General features: G+C 32.7%; 29 protein-coding genes and 1 pseudogene. 28 read left to right on the top strand and 2 right to left on the bottom strand.

Going from position 1 to position 26378, the window contains the following annotated elements:
- Positions 1-80 precede the first annotated feature (80 nt).
- From ACYQ1E_RS15520 to ACYQ1E_RS15505, 4 genes are read left to right on the top strand one after another with little or no spacing between them, the layout of a single operon-like run.
- Complete coding sequence (locus tag ACYQ1E_RS15520) at positions 81-608, top strand: DUF4178 domain-containing protein (protein WP_459881403.1); 528 nt, start codon at positions 81-83, stop codon at positions 606-608.
- Complete coding sequence (locus ACYQ1E_RS15515) at positions 589-942, top strand: hypothetical protein (protein ID WP_459881400.1); 354 nt, start codon at positions 589-591, stop codon at positions 940-942. The genes ACYQ1E_RS15520 and ACYQ1E_RS15515 overlap by 20 nt, the downstream gene beginning before the upstream one ends.
- Positions 943-1785: a DUF350 domain-containing protein gene (locus ACYQ1E_RS15510; protein WP_459881397.1), complete on the top strand. Its 843-nt coding sequence runs from the start codon at positions 943-945 to the stop codon at positions 1783-1785.
- Positions 1782-3314 carry a polyamine aminopropyltransferase gene (locus ACYQ1E_RS15505; protein ID WP_459881394.1) on the top strand — a complete coding sequence of 511 codons (1533 nt, stop codon included), beginning with the start codon at positions 1782-1784 and terminating at the stop codon, positions 3312-3314. Before ACYQ1E_RS15510 ends, ACYQ1E_RS15505 begins: the two co-directional genes overlap by 4 nt.
- A 36-nt stretch (positions 3315-3350) precedes the next feature.
- Here the strand turns inward: ACYQ1E_RS15505 and ACYQ1E_RS15500 are convergent, their stop codons facing one another.
- The gene (locus ACYQ1E_RS15500) at positions 3351-4310 is read right to left on the bottom strand and encodes an ABC transporter permease (RefSeq protein ID WP_459881391.1); all 960 of its coding nucleotides are present in this window, start codon (positions 4308-4310) and stop codon (positions 3351-3353) included.
- Between the two features lie 489 nt (positions 4311-4799).
- Here ACYQ1E_RS15500 and ACYQ1E_RS15495 point away from each other — a divergent pair, with 489 nt between their 5' ends.
- The 4 genes from ACYQ1E_RS15495 to ACYQ1E_RS15480 are packed head-to-tail and all read left to right on the top strand — an operon-like array spanning position 4800 to position 10459.
- A complete protein-coding gene (locus ACYQ1E_RS15495; RefSeq protein WP_459881388.1) occupies positions 4800-6776 on the top strand; it encodes a PAS domain-containing sensor histidine kinase in 1977 nt (658 codons plus the stop codon).
- Complete coding sequence (locus tag ACYQ1E_RS15490) at positions 6773-7996, top strand: HDOD domain-containing protein (protein ID WP_459881385.1); 1224 nt, start codon at positions 6773-6775, stop codon at positions 7994-7996. The genes ACYQ1E_RS15495 and ACYQ1E_RS15490 overlap by 4 nt, the downstream gene beginning before the upstream one ends.
- Positions 7997-8008: 12 nt before the next feature.
- On the top strand, positions 8009-9274 hold the full coding sequence (locus ACYQ1E_RS15485; protein ID WP_459881382.1) for a cyclic di-GMP phosphodiesterase: 1266 nt from the start codon (positions 8009-8011) through the stop codon (positions 9272-9274).
- Between the two features lie 15 nt (positions 9275-9289).
- Positions 9290-10459 (top strand): HD domain-containing phosphohydrolase, encoded by a 1170-nt coding sequence (locus ACYQ1E_RS15480; RefSeq protein ID WP_459881379.1) that lies wholly within the window; start codon positions 9290-9292, stop codon positions 10457-10459.
- A 16-nt stretch (positions 10460-10475) separates the two neighbouring features.
- Here ACYQ1E_RS15480 and ACYQ1E_RS15475 read toward each other — a convergent pair whose 3' ends face one another.
- Positions 10476-10634, bottom strand: coding sequence for a hypothetical protein (locus ACYQ1E_RS15475; protein WP_459881377.1), 159 nt, complete (start codon positions 10632-10634; stop codon positions 10476-10478).
- A gap of 377 nt (positions 10635-11011) precedes the next feature.
- Between ACYQ1E_RS15475 and ACYQ1E_RS15470 the strand changes: the two genes are divergently transcribed.
- The 20 genes and pseudogenes from ACYQ1E_RS15470 to ACYQ1E_RS15375 all read left to right on the top strand — a co-directional run bounded on the left by ACYQ1E_RS15470 (position 11012) and on the right by ACYQ1E_RS15375 (position 25718).
- A complete protein-coding gene (locus ACYQ1E_RS15470) occupies positions 11012-11743 on the top strand; it encodes an HD domain-containing protein (RefSeq protein ID WP_459881374.1) in 732 nt (243 codons plus the stop codon).
- Between the two features lie 5 nt (positions 11744-11748).
- On the top strand, positions 11749-12486 hold the full coding sequence (locus ACYQ1E_RS15465; protein ID WP_459881371.1) for an ATP-binding protein: 738 nt from the start codon (positions 11749-11751) through the stop codon (positions 12484-12486).
- A 33-nt stretch (positions 12487-12519) separates the two neighbouring features.
- A complete protein-coding gene (locus ACYQ1E_RS15460) occupies positions 12520-12714 on the top strand; it encodes a hypothetical protein (RefSeq protein WP_459878957.1) in 195 nt (64 codons plus the stop codon).
- A gap of 15 nt (positions 12715-12729) precedes the next feature.
- Positions 12730-13131: a helix-turn-helix domain-containing protein gene (locus ACYQ1E_RS15455; protein ID WP_459879352.1), complete on the top strand. Its 402-nt coding sequence runs from the start codon at positions 12730-12732 to the stop codon at positions 13129-13131.
- Complete coding sequence (locus ACYQ1E_RS15450) at positions 13128-13577, top strand: transposase (protein WP_459879350.1); 450 nt, start codon at positions 13128-13130, stop codon at positions 13575-13577. Before ACYQ1E_RS15455 ends, ACYQ1E_RS15450 begins: the two co-directional genes overlap by 4 nt.
- 41 nt (positions 13578-13618) lie before the next feature.
- The gene (hcp, locus tag ACYQ1E_RS15445; RefSeq protein ID WP_459881368.1) at positions 13619-15277 is read left to right on the top strand and encodes a hydroxylamine reductase; all 1659 of its coding nucleotides are present in this window, start codon (positions 13619-13621) and stop codon (positions 15275-15277) included.
- Between the two features lie 708 nt (positions 15278-15985).
- A pseudogene (locus ACYQ1E_RS15440) lies at positions 15986-16593 on the top strand (DUF3373 family protein).
- A gap of 31 nt (positions 16594-16624) precedes the next feature.
- On the top strand, positions 16625-16966 hold the full coding sequence (locus tag ACYQ1E_RS15435) for a YeeE/YedE thiosulfate transporter family protein (protein WP_459881812.1): 342 nt from the start codon (positions 16625-16627) through the stop codon (positions 16964-16966).
- A gap of 192 nt (positions 16967-17158) precedes the next feature.
- The gene (locus tag ACYQ1E_RS15430) at positions 17159-17311 is read left to right on the top strand and encodes a hypothetical protein (protein WP_459881365.1); all 153 of its coding nucleotides are present in this window, start codon (positions 17159-17161) and stop codon (positions 17309-17311) included.
- A gap of 122 nt (positions 17312-17433) precedes the next feature.
- Positions 17434-17754 carry a hypothetical protein gene (locus tag ACYQ1E_RS15425; RefSeq protein WP_459881362.1) on the top strand — a complete coding sequence of 107 codons (321 nt, stop codon included), beginning with the start codon at positions 17434-17436 and terminating at the stop codon, positions 17752-17754.
- Positions 17755-18140: 386 nt separating this feature from the next.
- Positions 18141-19457 carry a nucleotide sugar dehydrogenase gene (locus ACYQ1E_RS15420; protein WP_459881359.1) on the top strand — a complete coding sequence of 439 codons (1317 nt, stop codon included), beginning with the start codon at positions 18141-18143 and terminating at the stop codon, positions 19455-19457.
- Between the two features lie 331 nt (positions 19458-19788).
- The gene (locus ACYQ1E_RS15415) at positions 19789-20319 is read left to right on the top strand and encodes a coiled-coil domain-containing protein (protein WP_459881356.1); all 531 of its coding nucleotides are present in this window, start codon (positions 19789-19791) and stop codon (positions 20317-20319) included.
- 342 nt (positions 20320-20661) lie between these two features.
- Positions 20662-21531 (top strand): PD-(D/E)XK nuclease family protein, encoded by an 870-nt coding sequence (locus tag ACYQ1E_RS15410; RefSeq protein ID WP_459881353.1) that lies wholly within the window; start codon positions 20662-20664, stop codon positions 21529-21531.
- A gap of 308 nt (positions 21532-21839) precedes the next feature.
- Positions 21840-22052, top strand: coding sequence for a hypothetical protein (locus ACYQ1E_RS15405; protein WP_459881297.1), 213 nt, complete (start codon positions 21840-21842; stop codon positions 22050-22052).
- Entirely contained in the window at positions 22036-22449 is a 414-nt protein-coding gene (locus tag ACYQ1E_RS15400; RefSeq protein ID WP_459881350.1) for a PIN domain-containing protein, read from the top strand. Before ACYQ1E_RS15405 ends, ACYQ1E_RS15400 begins: the two co-directional genes overlap by 17 nt.
- Before the next feature lie 238 nt (positions 22450-22687).
- The gene (locus tag ACYQ1E_RS15395) at positions 22688-23053 is read left to right on the top strand and encodes a hypothetical protein (RefSeq protein ID WP_459881347.1); all 366 of its coding nucleotides are present in this window, start codon (positions 22688-22690) and stop codon (positions 23051-23053) included.
- Positions 23054-23406: 353 nt separating this feature from the next.
- Entirely contained in the window at positions 23407-24357 is a 951-nt protein-coding gene (locus ACYQ1E_RS15390) for a hypothetical protein (protein ID WP_459881344.1), read from the top strand.
- Positions 24358-24619: 262 nt separating this feature from the next.
- A complete protein-coding gene (locus ACYQ1E_RS15385; RefSeq protein ID WP_459881341.1) occupies positions 24620-24814 on the top strand; it encodes a hypothetical protein in 195 nt (64 codons plus the stop codon).
- A gap of 150 nt (positions 24815-24964) precedes the next feature.
- Positions 24965-25477: a coiled-coil domain-containing protein gene (locus tag ACYQ1E_RS15380; protein ID WP_459881338.1), complete on the top strand. Its 513-nt coding sequence runs from the start codon at positions 24965-24967 to the stop codon at positions 25475-25477.
- 106 nt (positions 25478-25583) lie between these two features.
- Positions 25584-25718 carry a four helix bundle protein gene (locus ACYQ1E_RS15375; RefSeq protein WP_459881335.1) on the top strand — a complete coding sequence of 45 codons (135 nt, stop codon included), beginning with the start codon at positions 25584-25586 and terminating at the stop codon, positions 25716-25718.
- Positions 25719-26378: the final 660 nt, after the last annotated feature.

Below are 26378 nucleotides of genomic sequence, written 5' to 3'. Positions count from 1 at the left end.
GCGCCAAAAAATTTTTAGGTTTACAAACTTAAATAGAATATGTAATCTATTTAAAAATTAAGAGCAGAGGATTTTTAATTATGGGTTTATTAGACTTTTTTAAGTCTTTGAAAAAACACAAAGAACAAGACATAGAACTAGTTGGCCACAGCCTTGAAAATCTAAATATCGGCAGCGTGATTGAATTAGATGGTGAATCATGGGAAGTAAAATCCAAGGGATATTATGATTATGGAGATGAAAAGGAATGGGATTATAAAATCCAGTCCCCTACAAGGGAAGGATTTTTAAACAAAGACGATGAAGGGATATATTTTTTTGTAAGAGGGGATTTAAATAAGTTATCTATTAATTTATTTGATTTTCTTAATACCCATGACGACCTGCCATCTCAGATTTCTTTTGATGGAAAACCCTATACATTAAAGTTTTCTGGAGCAGCTTATTATTGTGTTGAAAACAAGAGAACTCCAGTTGTGATCTGGGATTTTGAAGATAATGAAGGAAATATCTTAGAGATTCTCCAATGGTCAGACCAAGACTTTGAAATATTTTTAGGCAGACCACTACAAGAATGGGAAATTGAAGATGTCTTTTCTAAAAAATAATAAAGGGCTCTCTTCTGTTGAAGTAATAATCATAATAGTAATTTTGTTTATTATTATCAGTGTAATCTCTTCAATATACTCTTTTGTCCGTCCAAGAATTTGGCCAGGATATTATGGCTATCCAGGATATTATTACGGTTCCACTTATTATGGGGATCATAGATACAAAGACAAATATTCGAAAAAATATCCTACAACATCCAGAGGTTCAAAATTTAATGAGAGGTTTTCGTCAAAGTCACAATCCTCATCTTTTGCATCTAGATTTTCTTCAAAATACAATAGAAGTAGGGTATCAGGATTTAGATCATCAGGATTTTTTGGAGGTAAATAAATGATTTCAACAGTAAATTTAGTAGCAATATTGGCATGGATATTTATATGGATTATAATAGGCAAATTTGTGTTTGATAAAATTTATTATAAAAAAATCTCCCTGGAAATGGAATTGCTCTCAAAAAATAATATGGCACTTGCAATATCATTCTCAGGATTTATACTCGGCTTTTCCATTGCTTTAATACATTCCATTGATCCCATATATCCTATTTATATAAATGGAATAACAGGGACCCTAATGATAGTACTAATCCTTCTGTTCACCAGGATATTTGACTGGATCTTTTTACAAAAAATTAACCTGCCAACAGAAATAATTGACCACAACAACCATGCCTCAGGACTTGTTGAAGGTAGCTTTTTTCTATCAATGGGATTGGTTATATCTGGAGCATTCTCAGGTTATGATGTTATAACATCATGGTCTTATATGTACTTTGAATCTATTTTATATTGTCTCTTGGGATTAATTCTCCTCTTTATAAGCTCTATAATCCTTTCTTTTATACTTAAGGTTAATATGCAAGAGGAGCTTTTAAAAAATAACAGTGCTGTTGCAATTAGCTTTTCAGGGATTTTCATAGCAACAGCTATGGTGATTAAAGATGCCATCTCAGGACCTACACAAGATAAAATATTATATGATATTTTAATAACTTCACTTGATTGGATTGTTGCTCTGGCTATAATGGTTATCTTATTCTTTTTGTTTGACTTAGTACTTTTTAGAAAATTTTCTTTTAAAGATGAATTAAAAGAACCAAATATTGGTACAGGCATTATTATTGGTATTATATTTATCTCTTCTGCCTTAATCTCATCTCTCCTTATACCGTGATAAGCAAAAAGACCACCTTAAAGCTCTCCATCTTTTTTACAGGATTTGCAGGTATTGTTGCAGAATACCTGCTATCTACCCTTGCATCATACTTGCTTGGCGATACCATATTCCAATGGACAATGACTATCTCTCTAATGCTTCTTGCCATGGGAATAGGTGCAAGGATAAGCAAGAAGATAAAAAAACAGGATTTAGTTAATTCTCTTATATTGATTGAAATATGTATTAGTCTCACTGTTAGTTTTTCTGTGTATTTATCTTACATCCAGGCCCCATACTCAGATAGACTCTCTTTTTTCATCTATTTTATGTGCTTCTTAGTGGGTAGTTTAATTGGAATGGAAATACCGCTGGCAGTTAGGATAAATGATTCCTTTGAAGACCTAAAGGAAAATATCTCTAATATTCTTGAAAAAGACTATCTTGGAGCCCTACCTGGTGGTATTTTATATGGTTATTTTTTCCTTCCAAAATTAGGACTTATCTATACTCCAATTATTGTAGGGTCTATTAATTTATTAGTGGCAGGACTAATTTTTATTAGTTTTTCAAAAGAGATCTCAAAAAAAATTTTATCATTGTATATCCTATCCATCCTAATAATAGGAACTTTTACCCTTATTGCAAAACCTATTTATTTAAAGGCTGAACAAAAGTTTTATAGAGACCCAATTGTTTCAATCAAACAAACCAAGTATCAAAAGATCGTGTTAACTAAATGGCAAGATAACTACCTCCTTTATTTAGATGGACATCTTCAACTAAACACTGTTGATGAAAAAAGATATCATGAACCAATTGTACATATACCAGTCAGTATTGTTAAACCTTCTAAAGTGCTGGTAATAGGAGGTGGAGATGGATGTGTAATAAGGGAACTTGAGAAATACAAAGATATAAAAAAAATAGTATTAGTAGATTTAGATAAAGAATTTGTGAAATTTTCAAAAAATAATGTTATAATGAAAAAAATAAACAAAAATAGCTTTTTTGATAAAAGAGTAAAGGTTTATTTTGAAGATGGATTTAAGTTTGTTAAAGTTTATAATAAAAAAAATAGAGATTGCTTTGATTTAGTTATAGTAGATTTAACAGACCCACGAAATATAAGGAGTGCAAGATTATATACAAAGGAATTTTATACCTTTTTATACAACATAATATCTCCCAAAGGAGCTATAATAACTCAGGCCTCTAGCCCATTTTTTGCAGAAAAGACATTTTGTTGCATTATAAAAACCATAGAATCAGGTAATTTTTATACATATCCAATGTACATTTCTATTCCATCCTTTGGTGAATGGGGATTTGTGCTCGGATTAAAGGAAAATATATCTACTCAAAGATTAAAAAAAATTATTTATAAAAATTTTAATGAAACATGTACTAATTACTTAACAAAACAAATAGCTATTTCTCTTTTTAATATGCCCAAAGATTTTGGTTGTAATAATATAAAAATAAATACATTGATAAATCGTATAATAATACAATATTATGATGATAAGATGTGGGATCTGCTTTAAGTAACTATTTTTTTCTTAAGTGAAGAAAATAACTTGTTAAATTCTTATTCTTGGATCAACAATCATATACAAAAGGTCTGATATAAATGTCCCAATTAACACAAGTACTGCTGATATAAAATTCAGGGTCAAAATAACAGGATAGTCTCTGGCCAATATTGCCTGATAGGCCATAAGACCAATCCCTGGCCATGAAAAAATAGATTCAATTATCACAGATCCACCTATTAGGCCAGGTATAATCAGGCCAAACATTGTGACAAAGGGTAGGAGTGCATTTTTTAAGGCGTGTTTATAAATTACATCGTCTTCAGACAGCCCTTTTGCCCTTGCTGTCCTTATGTAATCTGCATCTTGCACCTCAATCATCTCATTTCTAACATATCTGGACAAAATAGCTATCCCACCAGCTGCTGATAAAAGAGATGGAATAAGCAGATGCCAGAGTCTATCCATTAGAGAGATAAAAAAATTTTTAGACAAAACACCAAAGGTCTTCATGCCAATGACAGGTACATGGAGGTAAGTTACAACCAGGATTATCAGAACATATGCAAAGAAAAATCCAGGGATGGATATCAGCACATAGGCAATAAATGTGGTGGTCCTATCAAATAGAGAACCCCGATGTAGGGCGCTTTTTATGCCAACAGGAAAGGACAATGTCCAGGTTATCAATGTACCTATTAAAAATAAAGGAAAGCTATTTAAAAACCTCTCCCAAATCTTTTTTAAAACTGGTTGATTGTCCTGCCAGGACAGACTTCTTCCTGTAAAAAGGTCTCGATAAAAAAGAAAATATTGCTCATATAATGGCTTATCTAAATGAAAATGTTGCCTATATCGCTTTAAAAGCTCTGGGGTAAATTTTGGATTCATTGGATCTATTTGAGATGGCTTGCCTGGAGCAAGATAAATAATTAAAAAGGATATAATTGAAACAAAAACAAGGGTTATGGACTTTTGCACTAAATTTCTCAGAATAAAATCAAACATTATCCACCTACACACCTTTTTTAATTAAAATACTTGCCTTTAACTGAATAAAAGTAATCTTAATCAACTTTCTTTTATCTTTCAATATTCAATAATAAGTGGATAATGATATTATAGTGTTTAATTAGAACCGCCAAATCTTGGAGAACACCTTGACTAACCATTCAAATTATGTCATTTTTTTTGACGAATAATAAACTATTTTTTTTTAGTCAAATTAATAAAAATTCTTTGAAGTGCAATTAAAAGAAATTAATCCAAGTAAACAAGGTCATTATTGCTAAGGACTATATGGGGCATCGGTGATTAAAACATTTATTAATTCAGATTTTTAAAAATGTTAAAGAAATTGTGGAAATTTCAATGCCTCTATTTCTCATTATGAACCCATTAGTTTTACCAGATTTAAAAATATTTTAAAAGACAGAGCTTTAAGGGCAATAGCATTTTTTCTTATTTTTTTACTTTAGAGTAAAAGAGGAGATAAATATGAAGTGTATTATTTTAGGACAAATAAAGGAAGATCCTGGTTTTTGTAAACTTTTGAATGACCTAGGATTAGAGATAAAGTCATATCCTAATGAAGAAAATATACTGTCTTTCATTAAAAAAAATGAGTTGCCAGAAATTTTTATAGTTGATAGTAAACTAAAAGAAAACGAGACGATTATAGCTTCAATAAAAAAGAGTGAATTTTTTAAAGAAAAATACCCTTATATATTTGTGTGTTTATATAAATTTGACTTTGATGAATATATAAAGTTTTTAGAGTTGGGTATAGACGACTTTTTCTTGTATCCCTTTAGAGAACAGGAAGTATTAAAAAAGATTAAGCGTGCCAAAGATTTTATAAACACAAAAAATAAAGCAACTGATAGTAGTAAATTCTATTTACATTTATTTAAAGATAACATGCGTCCTATGGTAATCTTTGACCATAATAAGGTAATTAAAGACATTAATTTATCTGCATGCACATTTTTTAATATAAATAATCAAGAAGCAAAAAATAAAGGTCTTTTTGAATTAATCCAAGTAGATGATAAAAAAGAATCATTTTTATGGGATCATATTAAAAATAAAAAGAGAAGACGTCTTTTAATTGATTGTTTAATAAATAATAGAAAAAAATATTTAGATATTAGTGTTGGAGAGATTTTTTTAAAAGGAACTTCTTATTTTTATGCATGTATAAGTGATATTACAGAGCTAAAAGAAATAGAACAAGAATTAAAAAAGGCATATTCAGAAAATGAACTTATTATAAATTCAATAAATTCAATCTTGATATCTATTGATTTTGAAAAGTGCATATTTAGATGGAATAAAGAGGCGGAAAATTTATTTGAAATCCCTGCAGAAAAAGCAGTTGGTTATAAATTGATGGATTTAAATATTAATTGGGAAATAGATAAAATTTTAAATGTATTGGATAATTGCAAAAAGGATTCAAAACATTTATCAGATATTACATTTATTGATAAAGATGGAAATGTAAGAATTTTAGCAATAACCATTTACCCTATTATTAAAAATGCGAATTTACAGGGATATCTGATTTTAGGAAAGGATATAACTGAGAAAAAAATAATTGAATCTCAGTTAGTTCATTCTCAAAAATTAGAAGCAATTGGAGGATTAGCTGCAGGAATAGCCCATGAAATAAATACCCCGGTTCAATATGTTTATGGGAATATAACTTATTTAAAAGATATATTGCTTAATATATTGGCTTTAATGGAAAAATATAAAATTGCTATATCCCAAATTTCAAATAATAAAGATTTAATTAATAATGATCTGATAAAAGAGATTTTAGAAAAAGAACAAGATATTGATATAGAATTTTTACAAGAAGATATTCCCAATGCATTAGATGAAAGTATTCAAGGTTTAGAACAGGTAATACGAATTGTAAAATCCATGAGGGATTTTTCTCATCCAGGTAAACGGGAGAAAAAATTATTTGATGTTAATAAAGCTATCGAGGATACTATTACAATAAGTAGAAATGTGTGGAAATATCATTCAGAAATAAAATTAGAATTAGCACAAGACTTGCCTCCAGTTTATGGTTATGGAGATGAGATAAATCAGGTACTCTTAAATATAATTGTAAATGCTGCACATGCAATCACACAAAAAGTAGAAGAATCTAGTTCTGAAGAAAAAGGTATTATCACAATACGAACCCTGCAAAAGCAAGATCTTGTAGAAATCCAGATACAAGATACGGGAACTGGTATACCAGAACAAATTAGAGACAAAATATTTGATCCATTTTTTACTACTAAAGAAGTGGGTAAAGGAACAGGCCAGGGACTGTATCTGGCATATAATATAATAAAAAAACATAACGGGAGGATATTTTTTGAATCACAAGTAGGAAAAGGTACTACATTCTATATCCAGATTCCTGTTGCTGAATCATCTCAGGAAAATATGGATTTAGAGGAGCTTATATGAAATTAAAAGTTTTATTTGTTGATGATGAAAAAAAAGTATTAAGTTCATTAAAAAGATTATTTTATAATAAAAAAGATGAATGGGAAATGGATTTTGTTTTAGATGGAAGGGATGCACTTAAGCAGGTTAAAGAAATAGAATATGATGTGGTAATTTCTGACATGCATATGCCTGGTATAGATGGTGCTTATTTATTAGAACAAATTCAGACAATTTCACCTTATACACTTAGATTTATATTATCTGGATATAGTGATATAGATCTTGTAAAAAAGACATTAAGAGTTACTCATAAATTTTTTCACAAACCTTGTCCTAAGGATAAATTAGAAAAGGTTATTAATAGAGTTGTTTTCTTAAGGAAATTGTTACCAGATAAGGGTTTGAGAGAAAAAATAAATCAAATAGGTGTATTACCATGTAATCCCTTGATATATGCAATGTTAGTAGAAGCACTTTCAAAATCTGATTTAAAAATTTTTCAAGATACTTTGTATTATGATGTTTGTATGTTTTTAAATATATTTAAAATTATCATGAATTCTTTTTTTGTTGAGACAAAAGGAATATCTAGTTTCTTTAAATTGCTGCACAATATAGATTTATCTATTTTGGAAACAATTTTTTTATCTCAGGAAATCTTTTTAGATTATAGTGATTTTACATTTAAAGATTTTTCAATAAATGAAATATGGAGACATTCTAGACTTGTTGCATATCTTTCAAAGGCAATAGCTCAAACTTTATATAAAGATTATAAATTTATAGAGGACTGTTTTATAGCGGGATTACTGCATGATATTGGTATATTTTTGATGCTTTTAATATTTAAGGAAAGATATTTAAATTTTTTAAAAAAAAGTTTTTATAAATCCAATTTTGTTAAAAAAGAACTTGATGAATTTAAATGTTCTCATGCCTTAGTAGGTGCATATTTAGCAGGTTTATGGGGAGCTAATTTAAATATTGTAGAAGCAATAGCTTTTCATGCACAGCCATCTTTAATTAAAAAAAAGAAATTAAGTCCTCTCAGTATTATTCACTATACAGGTGTATATAGTTTAAAAAATATAAATCCCTTTGAAGAAGAAATAGATATAAATTTAGATTTTACACATTATAAAAATATGATATCTCCTTCTACATTAAAAAAATGGAATGATATATGTGAAAATTTTTTAAAAATGATTATTAATAGAATTAATAAAAAAATTTTATAACTTTTATAGTATATGGAAGAAAAGGAAATATTTGTATCACAATTACAAGTAGGATTATTTATTAAACTAAATTTGCCGTGGTTTTCTCATCCATTTATGTTTAATTCTTTTAAGATAAAGAATCAGGAGCAAATTGATACAATAAAGTCCCTTGGAATAAAAAAGGTAATATATATACCAGAAAAGAGTGATGTAGAGCCCTTGTCAAAGGTTGAGGAAAAAACCATTGCAGAAGCAGAAAAAGAACCACAAGAATCTAAGATTATTAAACAAAATATAGAGAAAAAATTAATAAAAATTAAAGAGCTTAAAAATATTAAAGATTCCTTAGCTTTTACTCAAAAAATATACTTATCTAAGTTAAAACAATTAAATAATTCTTTTAGATTATTATTAGGAAAAGATGAAAGGGGACTTAATCTCATTCATGAAATAGTAAAAGATGGGGTGGAGTTAATATTTTCCAAATCAGACATTGTTATACACTTAGTTGCTGAAGGAAGTATGGATGTAGAGGACTATTCTCATGCTATAAATGTAATGATATTATCTTTGTTGATTGGCAAAGAGTTAGGTATTGAAGAGGAAAAAATGGAGTATTTGGGAATCGGAGCTTTATGTCATGATATAGGTAAATTAAAAATTGAAAAGAAATACTGGAGAAAATCTGTTGATAAAATGACAACCTCAGAAAAGGATTTGGTAAGGCTCCATCCTAAATATGGATTAGAGCTTTTAAATTCCATAAGGCCCTGCCATAAAGATATATGTGATATAGTTTATCAACATCATGAGAGATTTTTAGGGGGCGGATTTCCTCAAGGACTCAAAGGGGAAAAAATAAATCAATTGAGCAGAATTGTTTCATTAGCTAATATTTACGATAGACTATGTAATACATACGATGTTGAAAAAAGATTAGGTCCTTTAGAGGCTTTGCAGCGCCTTTTCAAAGAATATTATTTTGTTATTGATTTAAAATTATTTGATGTAATGGTCAAAGTATTGGGTATCTATCCTCCTGGAACTATTGTAAAATTAAATAATGGCATGATAGGAAAGGTATTAACCATTAGATTAAATGATTTATTTAGGCCATGTCTTATGATATATGATCCAGATATTCCTAAAAGAGAAGCAGTTCTATTTGATTTAATGGAACATCCTGACCTACATATTGTATCAAGTGTTAGTTTAAAGGACTTAGATATAAAAATAGTTCGTTATTTAGATGCAACTAATAGAGTTAATTTTTCTATTGACAGTTTAGATAATTAATAGGAGTTGCTGATTATGGATAAAATCCTGTTTGTAGATGATGAAAAAAATATTTTATCATATTTTAGACGGAAATTTCACAAAAAATACAAGGTTCTAACCAGTGAAGATCCAATTGAAAGTTTGAATATAGTAAAAAAGAATAAAGATATTGCTGTGGTTGTATCTGATATGAAGATGCCTAATATGGATGGCATTACTTTGTTAAATCATATTTCTAAAATCTCACCAAAAACAGTTAGAGTCCTATTAACAGGTTATGCTGATTTAGAAACAGCAATTTTGGCAGTTAATAAGGGAAATGTTTTTCGTTTTTTGACAAAACCATGTGAAGACACCTTATTGGAACAAGTATTAAGTCAATGTGTTAAACAATATAAACTTGTTATCGCAGAAAGGGAATTACTACATGGCACTTTGAAAGGAAGTATTAATCTTTTATCAGATATCCTCTCACTCACAAATCCAGAAGCATTTGGGAGAGGGGCGCGTATAAAGAGAATGGTTAGATGGTTTGCTATTTATTTTAAGGTTAAAGATGTTTGGAAATATGAGCTTGCGGCTCTGTTGTCCCAAATCGGATGTGTTACCATATCTTCAGAAACCTTGCTAAAGATATACAAAGGGAAAAAACTTACAGAAGAGGAAATACAATTGTATGAGATGCATCCAGGAATAGGGCATAGTCTTTTAAAAAATATACCGAGGCTTGGCGATATTTCTCGGATGATATTGTACCAAAATAAATGTTATGATGGTAAAGGAATGCCACAGGATGGGATAAAAGGAGAGGATATACCCCTAGGAGGAAGATTCCTCAAAGTTGCATTAGATTTTGACTTATTACAAAATCGAGGAATGAGCAAGGCTGAGGTTTATAAATTCATGATTAATCAAAAGGGAGTTTATGATCCAAAAGTCTTGAAGGCATTAGAAGAATTCTTAGGAGAAGAAGCAAAATTTGAAGTTAAGGAGCTATATTTAAAAGACATATTACCTGGAATGATCTTTGGCGAGGAGGTAAAAACCAATAATGGTTTATTACTCTTGGCAAAGGGACATGAGGCCAATTGGACTGTTCTTTTAAAATTAAAGGAGTTTGGAAAACGGTTTGGCATAAAAGAACCCATAAAGGTGTTAATTCCCATAAAATCAGATGTTGAGAGTGAAGAACTTGATGAATAAGGAAAGGAGTCTAATATTATTTGTGGATAATAAAGTCATGGTTGAAAAAAAGTGAAATGCCATTAGAATCCTTTCCCAAAAGATTAACTCTTTTCAACTTGTCAGGATACATTGCAAGGTCTTCAAGTATTTCTTCTACAGCACCTGTTTTCACCTTCAATTCAGAATAAATCATTCCTCTTTTGGGCAAGGGCATCCCAGTAATAAAGGTTTTGTTAAATATTTTTTATTCCATAGGGGGAAAATTTTCTTTGTATCTTCCCTATTGTCTCATTTTTAATTTGGAACACCCAATTTTTTTTAATAACTAATTATAAATATTAGTTATTTATAAAGGTGTCTCATTTAAATGTATCATAAAGAATCCCTTTTTAAAAAAGGTGTTTCAAAAATACTAAAAAAATTTTATAAAATTTTCATAAAACTTATATTTTCAAAAGCTTTTAATAATAAAGGTTTTGTTTGGCACATTAGTTGCTTAATTTTTTAAGAGCGTAATCTAAAAAAAATAAGCTAGAAATATTTAAGATTCAAAATTTAGGAGGTAAAAATATGAAATGTCCAGGTCAAGATACACAATTCTGGGATCAATCTGCGGTTTTTGAAGTACGATGTCCAAATTGTGGAAAAGAAGTAGAATTTTTTAAGGATGATACAATGAGAAAATGTCCCCATTGCGGATATAAGTTTTTAAATCCAAAGATGGATTTTGGTTGTGCTGCATATTGTCAGTATGCTGAACAGTGCCTTGGAAATCTCTCCCCTGAGCTTTTGGCACAGAGAAAAGACATGCTAAAAGATAGGGTTGCAATAGAGATGAAGCGAAGATTTGGTCAGGATTTTAAAAGGATTGGACATGCTGTTAAAGTTGCCAGATATGCTGAACAGATTGCAAGGGATGAAGGAGCAGACATGGGAGTTGTTTTAATAGCTGCATATCTACATGACATAGGAATAAAAGAAGCAGAAAAAAAATATAACTCTTGTGCTGCAAAATATCAGGAAGAATTAGGGCCTCCTCTAGCTGAGGAAATCCTTAAAAAACTGGGGGCAGAGGATGCTCTTATAAAAGAGGTATGTAATATAATAGCACATCACCATCATCCAGGGGAAGATGAAACAGTTAATTTTAAGTGCCTATTTGATGCAGACACTATTGTGAATTTGGAAGAAAAAATAAAAAAACAGGAAATTTCCAAAGAAAAAGTAGAAGAAATTATAAATAAAACATTTTTCACAAAAACTGGAAAAAATTTAGCAAAAAAGGTATTAATTAAGGAGTAATTTTTATGAAGGTACTGAGAAAAATAATAGAAATTGATGAAGAAAAGTGTGATGGCTGCGGGCAATGTGTGCCAGCATGTGAAGAAGGGGCCATTCAAATTATTGATGGAAAGGCAAGACTGATTGCTGAAAAATACTGTGACGGACTTGGAGCCTGCCTTGGGGAATGCCCAAATGACGCAATTAAGCTAGTTGAGAGGGAAGCAGAAGACTTTGATGAAGAAGCAGTTCAGGAATATTTAAAATCCAATCCTAAACATAAGGACCAACTAGCCTGTGGTTGTCCATCCAGCCAGGTTCAAATTCTGTGTAAAGATATATCTCAATCCGATGCTGGAGCCAAACTAACCTCTGCCTTATCTCATTGGCCAGTTATGATCAAGCTTATTCCCCCACATGCACCTTTTTTACAAAATGCAGATATTCTCGTAGTAGCTGATTGTGTTCCTGTTGCCTATCCAAATCTTCACAGAGATTTTTTGCCAGGAAAGGTGATTATGATTGGGTGTCCAAAATTTGATGATCCCAATGAATATGTAGAGAAATTCAAGCAGATCTTTTCTAAAAACAATATAAATTCTGTTGAAGTCCTTATTATGACGGTTCCATGCTGCTCTGCTCTGCCCTCAATTGTAAAAAAAGGGATGGAATTTAGTGGGAAAAATATCCCAATTAAACAGAGGGTTATAAGTCCAGAAGGCAACATTGTTGATAATTTAATTATAGTATCCTTCAGAACTTGATATAATAGGAACGATTTGATATAATGAATATTTATGAAAGGGGAACGTATTAAGGTTAAAAATTTAGAAGAGCTAAAAGAAAAATTAAAGAGTGAGAAGAAAGACAATATTTTAGTAAAACTTATTTTTCTAAATTTTATAGGAGAAGGGGTAAATTTTGAAAAGGCGTGTAGCAGTTGTGGGATAGCCCAATCGACAGGATACTTAGGGATAAGGGAATGGAACTAAGAGGGTTATAAAGGGATAAAAGGTAAAGGAAGAGGAAAAGGGGGAGGAAGGCCAAGTAGGCTGTCAGAGGAAGATTTAAAAAAGCTTAAGGAATTACTTAAAAAGAGAGCCTATTGGACTACAAAAGAAATAAGGGCATTGCTAAAAGACACTTTTGATATAGAATACTCCCAAGACCATGTAGTAAGGATACTGAGAGATAAGCTTAAGATGCATTTTTCTAAACCATATCCGATGGATTATAGGAAACCAAAAGATGGAGAGAAGATATTAGAGAATCAACTTCAACTTACTTTTTCTCTGTTAAAGGAGAAAGGATTTAAAGAAGAGGAGATAGCAATAGGTTTTATAGATGAAACAAGTCCGCAGAACACCGCCAATACAGTAAGGGTATGGAGTTTTGAGAAGACAAGATAAAAAATACAACAAAGTTCAAGACAAACACAATAGGTTTTTATGCTATAAAAGGAGAAAGTGTAAAATCATTTTTAGAAGATTCAAAAGGCTTATCAATAGCTAAGTTTTTAGAAAAGATAAGAGAAGTAAATAAGAAATATAAAGCGATAGTAGCAATAATAGATAATTTTTCATCCCATAAGAGTAAAGTAGTAAGAGAGAAGGCATCTGAGTTAGATATTTATCTAGTCTATCTTCCCCCTTATTCACCAGAGTTAAATCCTATTGAGTATATCTGGAAAAGTATAAAAAGAGTGCTTTCATTAGTTTTTGTAAAAGATATAAAAGAGATGAAGGAGGTTATATCAGAAGCATGGAATAGGTTATGTAAAAAACTAAGTTTTGCTAAAAGTTGGATAGAAAAATTTTTAAAGGGCACCCCATATTATATGAAGTTGTGCGGATAACTATAAATAGTTAACAAATAAAACTAAAAAAGGAGTAGTCTATGTTTTGTAATCAGTGTCAGGAAACTGCAAGAAACCAGGGTTGTACAAAGGTCGGGGTATGCGGCAAAAAAGAAGATTTAGCGAATCTTCAGGATCTTTTAATTTACCTGGTAGAAGGCATATCCATTTATGCAAAAAAACTAAAAGAATTAGAGGATGTGGACAGTAGTGTTGGTAGATTTGTATGTGAAGCCATGTTTAGCACCATTACAAATGTAGGATGGGATAATAAAAAGTTTGAAGATTGGATTAAGAGGGCCCTTAAAGTAAGAGAAGGGGTAAAGGAAAAATTCCTTGCTGCGTACAAGAACAAATATGGGAAGGAATTTAATGAGCCCTTAGATGATGCTGCCACATGGACAAGCTCAGACCCAAAGGATTTTTATGAAAAGGCCAAAGAAGCAGGCTGGCTCAGGTTTGAAAATGAAGATTTAAGGTCGTTAAAACAAACTATCTGTTTTGGCATTAAAGGCATATGTGCCTATGCTGACCATGCCGCACTTCTGGGGTTTGAGGACAAGGATATCTATAATTTTATCTTTGAGGCAATGGCAGCTATGACAGAAGACCTCTCGGCTGATGAGTTATTTAATTTAACACTCAAGACTGGTGAATATGGCGTTAAGACCATGGCGCTTCTAGATGAGGCAAACACATCAACCTATGGCCATCCAGAAATCACAGAAGTATATTTAGGCGTTAGAAATAATCCAGGTATCTTGATAAGTGGCCATGACCTAAAGGATTTGGAAGAGCTTCTTGAACAGACAAAGGGAACAGGAATTGATGTATATACTCATGGAGAGATGCTCCCTGCACATTATTATCCTGCATTTAAAAAATATGACCATTTTGTTGGAAACTATGGTAGTTCCTGGTGGCATCAAAACAAGGAATTTGAATCTTTTAATGGACCAATTATCCTTACAACCAACTGTCTAATACCTGTTAAAGGTAATTATTTAGACAGATTGTTTACAACTGGTGTGGTTAATTATCCAGGGGCAATACATATTGAAGATAGGCCAAAAGGTGGAGCTAAGGACTTTTCAAAAGTGATTGAAAGGGCAAAATCCTGTCCAGCCCCGACACCTTTAGAAGACAAAAAAATTGTTGGTGGCTTTGCCAGAAATCAGGTACTTGGACTTGCTGATAAGATAGTGGATGCAGTTAAGTCTGGAGCCATTAAAAGATTTATAGTCATGGCAGGATGTGATGGTCGGCAGAAAAAAAGGGAATATTACACAGAAGTAGCAAAAAACCTCCCAAAAGACACTGTTATCTTAACAGCTGGGTGTGCAAAATATAGATATATAAAACTAGATCTCGGAGATATTGGCGGGATTCCAAGGATTTTAGATGCTGGACAGTGTAATGATTGTTATTCCCTTGCAGTTATTGCCCTTAAATTAAAAGAAGTTTTCGGTGTTGATGATATAAATGAGTTACCAATATCCTTTGATATTGGATGGTATGAACAAAAGGCCATAACTGTATTTCTGGCACTTCTTTACCTTGGCTTTAAAGGACTAAGGGTTGGACCAACTTTTCCTGGATTTTTCTCACCAAATATTGCAAAAACTTTAGTAGAAAAATTTGATCTAAAGCCAATAGGCGATCCCAAAGAAGATATTGAAGCAATGATGCAGGGGAAATAGTTAGTTAATTAAATCTTATTCCAGTACCCGGGCATAGTTTTGTCCGGGTTTTTGATTTTATTAACTAAATTCAAAAAATTGGTTAACTTAATTGTAATGGTCTGGGTCTATATTTTGATGTTGACCAATAAAAATATAAAGGGCAATAACGTTAACGAAACACATTATTAAAAACTTTAAGGTGGTATGGTTTTAAGGAAATTTTTGTTAATGGCGTGGGTTTGTTGTAGTTTTTTGGGTTTTATCCTGTCCCCTATTTTTGGATGAGACCCTTTCACTCCTAATGGGAATCAGAGAAAGGGCAAGTATCTCTACACAAAGTATTGTAGAAAATGCCATGATGGTTCAGCAGCAGAAGAACTTTCCCCAAGCTCTAAAAATATGGGTGATTGGGAACAGGTCTTTGCTAATTATCAGAATTTAGAGTGCAAGGATGAGTGGAATAAGTTAAAACACAAGGATTTGAATGATATTTTCACCTATTATCTTTTCTCCTCTTATTTTTTTCATATGGTTATGCAAAAACAGATACTGAAGGGCTTTTAAAACAAACCCAGGAGCTAAAATCCCAGTTAAATAAGCTTCAAAAACAGATGTTGCTCCTTCAACAAAAATTAATGGAGACTCAAAAGAAGTTAGAGCAGAGGCAAAAACAACAAGAAATGGCTAACAAAAAGTAGAGACCTTAAAGACCAGGGTTGTCAAGGCATAGAAACACGCAGCTGGCGACAAAATGTTGGCAGATCTCCGCTTGCCACAATTATCAACTGGGAATTTGACGGGGCACCCCTTGGATTTAACTTTGAAGACCTTCCAGGAATCCCCGGGCTTGCCTTTAAGCGCTGTTATGGACGGCCTTTGATAGCCAGTATGGAACCACTAATGCATTTGTGAGTCAGCCAGTCTTAGATGATGTTGATCTCTTTGTGTTTATTGGAACATTGTATAATGGGTGGATGGATTCACTTAATATGGATTTAAAAGTCATGTTCAATTATGCATATGCACCTGATATATCTGATGGATTTACTGATCTCACTGTCATGCCTTTTAATATTTACAAAGATTCCGAAGGGAAATATCATTTTGAGCAAAATACAGGACTCTTTGTAGATAGGGTTGAACCTCAAACTGACATTGGTAAATGGCAGGCAGCTAGTTTGCTTATTCAAACCAATATGTTAGAGGGTGCCCTTGATCTATTTCTCTTTGGATCATGGTCACACACAGAAGCAGAAAGGGTATCAAAAATACCTCTATATCAAATGTTGGGGTATAGTTTATTTTCCCTAAAAGGAGAACCACCAAATGTCTGACAATTGATTTTTTAGTTTTGCTAAAAATGAAATAAAACAAGGATATTCTTTTATTTTTGAGCAAAAATGGCCTGCGTGGTTGGCAGGTATTTTTCTTGCTTTTCTGGCTATTATAATCTTTTTGTGGTGGCATACATGGGGTGTTGCTGGTGGGTACAGGAACTGGGGGGATTGGTTTTATTATTTAATTGGCCTGTACAACAAACCTCCACAAAAATCGCCCTTACAAAATGGAATGAGTGTATCCAATATTGGAATCATCCTTGGTGCCTTTGCGTCTGCCCTTTACAGTAAACAATTTAAAATAAACCCTGTCCCTAAGTGGGAATATCTAAAGGGTATTAATAGAATATATTCTCAAATTGAGATTTAAAAAGGAAAAACCATTGACTCATTTACACATTTACTAATATACTCATAAACCCATTAGAAATAAAATATTAGCTGGTGGTAACATGGGTGGAAGGGATAAATGAGTGTATATGTGATGCCTATAAGTGTATCCATTAGCTTCACGCATTTACCCATTTACCCATGTAGGAGGGTTGTGGGGGATGTTAATTCTATGGCTTGTTCAGTAGTGGCTAAAAAGTTAAGAATTAAAAGGGCGAAAGAGTGGCGAAGGAGAAAAATAAAAATAAAAACATATCGGGAAGTTCCTTATATAGAAAACTGGGTATATGATGAAATACTTTTTTACGATCTCCTTGAGCTTTAAGATAAGGGGAAATAGCAGGAGATGTGAAAAAGGCATGAAGTTGTTTTTAGAAAAAGGGAAAAAAACAGAAAAGAGAGAGTAAATTATGTTAATTAAGGATATCAAAAAAGGAAATAAGAGATATGTCTGTTATAACTGTTAATCTTTTTAAGAAATTAGAAACAGTAGAGCCCGGTTTAAGAGGGGTTTTGCTGGCAATACTAGAAGAGATAGAAAAGCAGCAAAAAGAAAGAGTAACAAAAGATGAATTCAGAGAGTTAAGAGAGATTGTTGCAGAACTTGCACAAGCTCAGAAGAAGACAGAGGATCGGGTTAAAGAGCTTGCCGAGGCTCAGAAGAGGACAGAGCAGCGGTTGAATGAACTAGCGGAGGCTCAGAAGAAGACAGAAGAGGAGTTAAAAAAACTTGTATCTGAACACAGAAAGACAAGAGAGCAACTTTGAGGGCTTTCTCATACTGTGGGATATGTATTTGAAGATAGGGCATATATAGCACTTCCCCAAATTTTGGGCATTACATAGCTGCCTTGTCAGCTATTATAAAGTTGATGTTAAAATAAAAATTCCCTCATGTGTGGATGGGTAAATGTGTGGATGGGTGAGTGGGTGATGCATAAGGGTTTGGATATTTGGAGTTTATTCAATTTTTATATATCAGTCTTGGCTCATTGGGTTAACTGGAAGCTCAGATCATCTGAATTAGGATATATTTCTTCAAATAATAGAATATTTTCTCAAATTGAAATTTTAAGACGAAAACCCATTGACTTAATTACACATTTACTCATAAACGCATAAAGCCATTACCCCAAGAATGTGGAGAAAATAATATGTATTCAGTGGAGGATTTTTTATCTCAGAAGCACAAAATAATAATAGTTGGTTTAGGTTATGTTGGTCTTCCTCTTGCGGTATTATTGAATAAAAAGTTTGATGTAATAGGCTTTGATATCAGTGCTCAAAGAATAGAGGAATTAAAAAAAGGATTTGATAGGACCAGAGAAATAAGTAGTGAAGAGCTTAAAAATTGCTCAATAGATTTTACAGACAACCCTGAGAAAATTTCTGAGTGTAAATTAATTATTGTTACAGTTCCAACCCCTATTAATCAACACAAGATGCCAGAGCTCCATCCCATAAAATCCGCTTCAGGTACAATTGGCAAATATTTATCCAGAGGCTCAATTGTGGTGTATGAATCAACGGTATATCCAGGAGTTACTGAAGATATATGCGTGCCAATACTTGAAAAAGAGAGTGGGCTTAAGTGGAAGAAAGATTTTCAGGTAGGTTATTCCCCTGAAAGGGTGAATCCTGGAGACAAAAAACATACCGTAGATAAAATAACAAAGGTTGTAGCTGGTGATACAGAGGAGGTCAGGGATTTTCTTGCTGGAATTTATGGCAGTGTTATTAGTGCAGGAATATTTAAAGCCACAGATATAAAAACAGCAGAAGCAGCAAAGGTTATAGAAAATACTCAAAGGGATTTAAACCTTGCCCTTATAAATGAGTTATCCATAATTTTTAATAAAATGGGACTTGATACAAAATCTGTGTTAGAAGCAGCAGCAACAAAATGGAATTTTTTGAAGTTTGAACCAGGACTTGTTGGGGGACATTGTATCGGAGTAGATCCCTATTATCTTACATTTAAAGCTCAAGCATTAGGCTATCATCCACAGGTCATTTTAGCAGGTAGAAGAATAAATGACTATATGGGCAAGTTTGTTGCAGAAATTACAGTAAAAAAATTGATCGCAGCTGGAAAAGCAGTAAAAGGTTGTAAGGTTTTGATTCTGGGATTTACTTTTAAAGAAAATATAAGTGATATAAGAAATACAAGGGTAATAGATATTTATAATGAGTTAAGAGAATATGGAATAGATGTTTTTGTATATGACCCATATGTTTATAAAGATGAAGTAAAAGCAGAGTATGGGATTGATTTGATAGAAGATATACAGGAATTCAGTCCATACGATGCAATAGTAGTTGCTGTAAAGCATGATGTTTTTTGTAAAGAATTAGATTTTAAAAGATTAAAGGAATTATCAAATACAGGTAAACCAATTTTAATTGATGTTAGGGGAGTTTATAATAGAGAAAAGGCAAAAGGGGAAGGGTTTTTGTATTGGAGGTTGTAGATTGCTTTTGGGTGCGATATCATCAATAGTATTAATAAATTTATATGACTTAAGGAGTTTGAAGATGTCCATGTTTTAATGGTTGATGGGTGGATGGGTTAATGCGTTTAATTTTTTTATATCAGGGTGGGGTCATTGGCGGAATTGGAAACTCAGATGGTAATATCATCAGAATTAGGATATATTTCTTCAAATGAGAGAATATTTACGCAAATTGAGATTTTAAAACGAAAACCTATTGACTTAATTACACATTTACTCATATACTTATTGACCCATTAACCCATAAACTCATTAACTCATACACATTTATAACATAAGGGGTTTGAAGATGTCAGTGCATTTACCTTATGAACTAACAAAATCAATAGAAGGAGTAATATTAGATCCTGAGGTAGCTAAAAAGGTAATAAGGTCCATAGAAGAAGGTCTTCTGAGTATTGAAAATAAAGCAAAAGAACAAAAAATAGTAATAAAAAATGAGCTAAAAGATGAATTAACAAAAGAATTGGTGACTAAGGATGAACTTAAGGCTACAGAAGAAAGACTGAAAGGAGAGATAAAATCAACAGAGGAAAAACTGAGGGGGGAGATAAAAGAGATTAGAGGAGAAATAAAGGCTACAGAGGAAAAATTGAGAGGAGAGATAAAAGATGTAAGAGGAGAGATAAAAGATGTAAGGGGAGAGATAAAAGATGTAAGGGGAGAGATAAAAGATGTAAGGGGAGAGATAAAAGCCACGGAAGAGCGTTTAATGAGAGAGATCCATAAGTGGAGAGCTGATACAATTAAATGGATGTTTATCTTCTGGATAGGTCAAATAGCTGCGTTGACGGCCATTATAAAATTGATATTGAAATAAAAAATCCCTCTTTTGGGGATGGGTTAATGGGTAAATGTGTGAATGTGTGAATGGGTGAATGGGTGGACACGTGTATGTGAGCAACACCACATTCTAAAAAAGGGATTTATTCAACAACCTATTGACTCATTTACTCATATACCAATTTAAAAAATGGCACTTCTTTAGGTTCACTATTTACAGTGATCAGTGTGAGTGCGAGAAACAGATCACACACACAGATCACAGACACTAACAAGAGTGACCAGTGTGGGTGATCAGTGTGTGTGGAAAACAGATAACAGATCACACACACAGATAACAGATAACAGAGACTGATCTAAATTATGGAGTGTAAATTTTATGACTTTTTATGATGTTGAGAATTTATCAGAAGAAGTAAAGAAGATAATTTATAAAGAGATTCCAAATATTTTAGAAAAACATCCTGAGGTGAAATTGATATTGTGGAAGAAACTTGTGGATAGTTTTGCGGACAAAAAGGAATCAGAGTCAAAATTTGATACTTTGCTTAGAGAATTGAAAGAGCTAAAACAGGAATCAGATCGGAAATGGAGGGAACTAAAACAGGAATCAGAAATCAAATGGAAGGAATTAAAAGAGGAGTCAGATCGGAAATGGAAGGAATTAAAAGAGGAGTCAGATCGGAAATGGAGGGAACTAAAAGAGGAGTCAGATCGGAGATGGGAAGAATTTCAACGGAAGTGGAAAGAACTAAAAGAGGAGTCAGAGAGCAGGTGGAGGGAACTAAAACAGGAATCAGATCAGAGGTGGGAGACTTTGTTAAAGGAACTTCGAAATGTAAATAAAAGGATAGACAGAACCATTGGTGCTCTTGGTGCAAGATGGGGATTGAATACAGAAAGGGCATTTAGACAGGCAATTAAATCTATTTTAGAGGAATTAACTGATTTAAAAGTTGAGAATTATCCAGGGTATGATGAAAAGGGAGAAGTATTTGGACATCCAGATCAAATAGAATTGGATGTTGTTTTAAAGAATGGAGAGGTGTGGGTTATAGAGATAAAGTCTTCTATGAGCAAAGCTGATATGTATATATTTGATAGAAAAGTGAAGTTTTATGAGAAAAAAGAAGGAAAAAAAGTAAATCGTAAGATGGTGATATCTCCTATGATAGAAGAAAAAGCGTATGAGGTGGCAAGGAGATTGGGAATAGAAGCGTATAAGGAACCAGAGGATTTAATGGAGTAAATAAAAGAGGAGGATGTAAGGGTATGTAACAAAAAGTGTGGAAATACTTTAATAAGAGTGATCTGTGTGAGTGATCAGTGTGTGTGGATAACAGATAACACACACAGATAACAGACACTAACAAGAGTGACCAGTGTGGGTGATCAGTGTGTGTGGATAACAGAAAACAGATCACACACACAGATAACAGATAACAGTAACCAGTGTGAGTGCGAGAAGACGAAAACTCATATACTCTTTTACCCATTTACCCATATACTCATTTACCCATTAACGCAAGAAAGTGATGAAGAAATAGGGAGAAAATTATGAGAGAACTAACAATTAAAATACCCGTTAATTTGTTAGAGATGGACTTTGTAAAAAAATTTGTTGAAAGAGTAAAATTAGAATTAGCAGTAAATGAGTTAGATCTTGATGAAGATGAATTATTGTGTTTTGCAGAAGAGATTAAAAAATTGTGGTGGGAGAGGAATGGGAATAAGTTTTTGGAAGGAATTAGAGATGAAAATAGTTGTTGATACTAATATAATTTTCTCCGCTCTTTTAAAAAAGAAAAATAAGATTAGAGATATTTTGCTTGAAGGTGAAAATTTTTCTTTTTACAGCTGTAATTTTGTTTTTGTGGAACTTTTTAAACATAAAGAGAAATTATTGAAACTAACACGTAATAAAGAAGAAATTTTAACTTCTTTAGAGGTTATCTTGAAAAGAATTACCTTAATCAACGAGGGAACTATATCTCTCTTTTCAAGAAAAAGAGCCTATAAACTGGTAAAAGATGTTGATTTAAAAGATTTACCATTTGTATCTCTTGCTTTGGAGCTGGATGCTTTTTTATGGACTGGAGATAGAAAATTGCAGAGGGAATTGGGGAATAAGGGTTTTAATAAATTTTTTATTTTAAAGAATTTTTAACAAAATGGCTTTTTAAAAATTTGTCAAAAAGTGGATTAGTTATATATATGGCTCCCCTAAAAAATTGAATGAATAAACAATATAGAGTTATATAAACAAGACTTAAAAAGGGGGGTAGAAGCAAGAAGGGGAGGTAATAAAGTCCATAGAAGAAGGTCTTCTGAGTATTGAAAATAAAGCAAAAGAACAAAAAGTAATAATAAAAAATGAGCTAAAAGATGAATTAACAAAAGAATTGTTGACTAAAGATGAACTTAAGGCCACTGAAGAGAGATTAATGGGCGAAATAAAAGAGGTTAGAGGGGAGATAAAGGCCACAGAGGGAAAATTGAGAAGGGAAATAAAATCAACTGAAGAGAAATTAAGAGGAGAGATAAAGGCTATAGAGGGAAAATTGAGAGGAGAGATAAAATCAACTGAGGAGAAATTAAGAGGGGAGATAAAATCAACTGAGGGAAAATTAAGGGGAGAGATAAAAGCCACGGAAGAGCGTTTAATGCGAGAAATCCATAAATGGAGAGCAGATACAATTAAATGGATGTTTATCTTTTGGATAGGTCAAATAGCTGCCTTGACGGCTATTTTAAAATTGATGTTGAAATAAAAAATCCCTCATTTGGGGATGGGTGAATGGGTGGATGCGTGTATGGGTACATGGGTAAATGCGTGGATGGATGAGTAAATGAGTACATAGATGACGCATAAGGATTTGGATATAGGCTTAGGTTCTTTGGCGGAATTGGACACTCAGACGGTAATACCATCCAAATTAGGATATATTTCTTCAAATAATAGAATATTTTCTCAAATTGAGATTTTAAGACGAAAAACCCATTGACTTAATTACACATTTACCCATATACTCATTAACCCATTAACTCAAAAATTCATTAACCCATTAACCCATAAACTCATTAACTCATTAACTCATATACACATAAAAGGGAAATAAGAGATATGTCTGTTATAACTGTTAATCTTTTTAAGAAATTAGAAACAGTAGAGCCCGGTTTAAGAGGGGTTTTGTTGGCAATACTAGAAGAGATAGAAAAGCAGCAAAAAGAAAGAGTAACAAAAGATGAATTCAGGGAATTAAGAGATATTGTTGCAGAGCTTGCACAAGCTCAGAAGAAGACAGAAGAGCGTCTTGATTCACTTACTCAAAAGGTAAATGAATTAGCGGAGGCCCAGAAGAAAACAGAGCAACGGTTAAATGAATTGGCTGAGGCTCAGAAGAAGACGGAAGAGCGTCTTGATTCACTTACTCAAAAAGTAAATGAATTGGCCGAGGCCCAGAAGAAAACAGAGCAACGGTTAAATGAATTGGCTGAGGCTCAGAAGAAGACAGAAGAGCGTCTTGATTCACTTACTCAAAAAGTAAATGAATTGGCCGAGGCCCAGAAGAGAACAGAGCAACGGTTAAATGAATTGGCTGAGGCTCAGAAGAAGACGGAAGAGGAATTGAAAAAACTTGTATCTGAACACAGAAAGACTAGAGAGCAACTTGGAGGGCTTTCTCATACCGTGGGATATGTACTTGAAGACAGGGCATATATAGCACTTCCCCAAATTTTGAACAAAGATTTGGGACTAGAAGTTAGAGAAATAAAAAGAGATTTTATAGAATTATCTCCGAATAATTATGAAGAACTAAACATTATAGGAAAAGGGAAAAAGAATGGATCAGTGGTATGGATCCTTGGAGAATGTAAGACTCAGCTAAAGAAAAAAGATGTAGATAATTTTCTTAAAAAACTATCCAGAGTGGAGCATCTTTTTCCTGGAGAAAAGGTGTTAATAATGGTAACATATCAAACATCGCCCCAGGTAAAAAGGTATGTCCAAGAAAAAGGAATAAGACTTTATTTTTCATATCAGTTGCAAAATGCAATTTTGGATTTACTTTAAATGTGTGAATGTGTAAATGTGTGGATGGGTGGATGGGTAAATGGGGGACGCATAAGGAGTTGGATATAAGCTTAGGCTCTTTGGCGGAATTGGACACTCAGACGGTAATACCATCTGAATTAGGATATATTTCTTCAAATGAGAAAATATTGTCTCAAATTGAGATTTCAAGATGAAAAACCCATTGACTTAATTACACATTTACTCATATACTCATTAACCCATATACCCATTAACCCATTAACACATTTACCCATAAATAATGGGCGAAATAAAAGAGGTTAGAGGAGAAATAAAGGTTACAGAAGAAAAACTGAGGGGAGAGATAAAAGCCACGGAAGAGCGTTTAATGCGAGAAATCCATAAATGGAGAGCAGATACAATTAAATGGATGTTTATCTTCTGGATAGGTCAAATAGCTGCCTTGACGGCCATTCTAAAATTGATGTTGAAATAAAAAATCCCTCTTTTGGGGGATTGATTTTCCTTGATTAGTTAAAAAAAGCATATCTAAAAAAGAATAAGCTCTTATTTTTGTATAACTCGCTTTTTTTTAATTCCCAGGGATGGAGAAGTTAAATTTTATTGAAAATTCCAGGAGAAAATAATGTTCTATTTATTAATAGAAAAATCAAAGCTAAAAAAGACAATAATATTTTTATTATTCATTTTATTTGGGAGTTCCTCTGTATTTGGCATGACGCCGTCAGAGGAAAAGAAACTTTTTCAGGACATCTCAGAGATAAAGGCAACTTTAAAGATATTTATGGAACAGACAGATAAGAGATTTAGAGAGCTTAGAGAGGATGTAAATAAGCGGTTTGAACTGATAGATAAGCGATTTGAACAGATGGATAAAAGATTTGAAGACGTGAACAAGAGATTTGATGAGATAATAAATTTTTTGTGGATATTAACTGCTATATTCACAACCCTCACAGCTACAGTAATAGGATTTGCTTATTTGGACAGGAGGACCATAATAAAAAAATCAAGGGATGAAGCAATAGAGGCAATTGAAAGACAAGGGAAATTGAGAGATCTCATAAATGCCTTAAGAGAACTCGCAGAGCAAAAACCAGAACTCAGAACAGTATTAAAACAATTTAATCTGTTATGACATGTGGATGGGTAGATGAGTAAATGCGTTAATGGGTTAATGGGTAAATGTGTGGATGCGTTAATGGGGGGATGGGTGAGTGGGTGACTCATAAGGGTTTGGATATTTGGAGTTTATTCAATTTTTATATCTTGGTCTGGGGTCACTAGCTGAACTAGAAACGCAAATGATAATATCATCCAAATTAGGATATATTTCTTCAAATAATAGAATATTTTCTCAAATTGAGATTTTAAGATGAAAACCCATTGACTTAATTACACATTTACCCATATACTCATATGCCCATTTAGAGTAAACAGGGTCAGTAGATTACAGATAACACACACAGATAACAGACACTAATAAGAGTGACCAGTGTGAGTGATCAGTGTGTGTAGAAAACAGAAAACAGATAACAGACACAGATCACAGATAACAGTAATCAGTGTAAGTAGATTCCAGATTACAGATCACACACACAGCTCACAGACACTAATAAGAGTGACCAGTGTGAGTGATCAGTGTGTGTAGAAAACAGAAAACAGATAACAGACACAGATCACAGATAACAGTAATCAGTGTAAGTAGATTCCAGATTACAGATCACACACACAGCTCACAGACACTAATAAGAGTGACCAGTGTGAGTGATCAGTGTGTGTAGAAAACAGAAAACAGATAACAGACACAGATCACAGATAACAGTAATCAGTGTAAGTAGATTCCAGATTACAGATAACACACACAGCTCACAGACACTGACAAGAGTGACCAGTGTGGGTGATCAGTGTGTGTGGAAAACAGAAAACAGATCACACACACAGCTCACAGACACTAATAAGAGTGACCAGTGTGGGTGATCAGTGTGTGTAGAAAACAGAAAACAGATAACAGACACAGATCACAGATAACAGTAATC

The organism is Desulfothermus naphthae, assembly GCF_054657475.1.
Note: the sequence above shows the minus strand (reverse complement) of the source record. Positions and strands in the feature narration are given on the sequence as shown.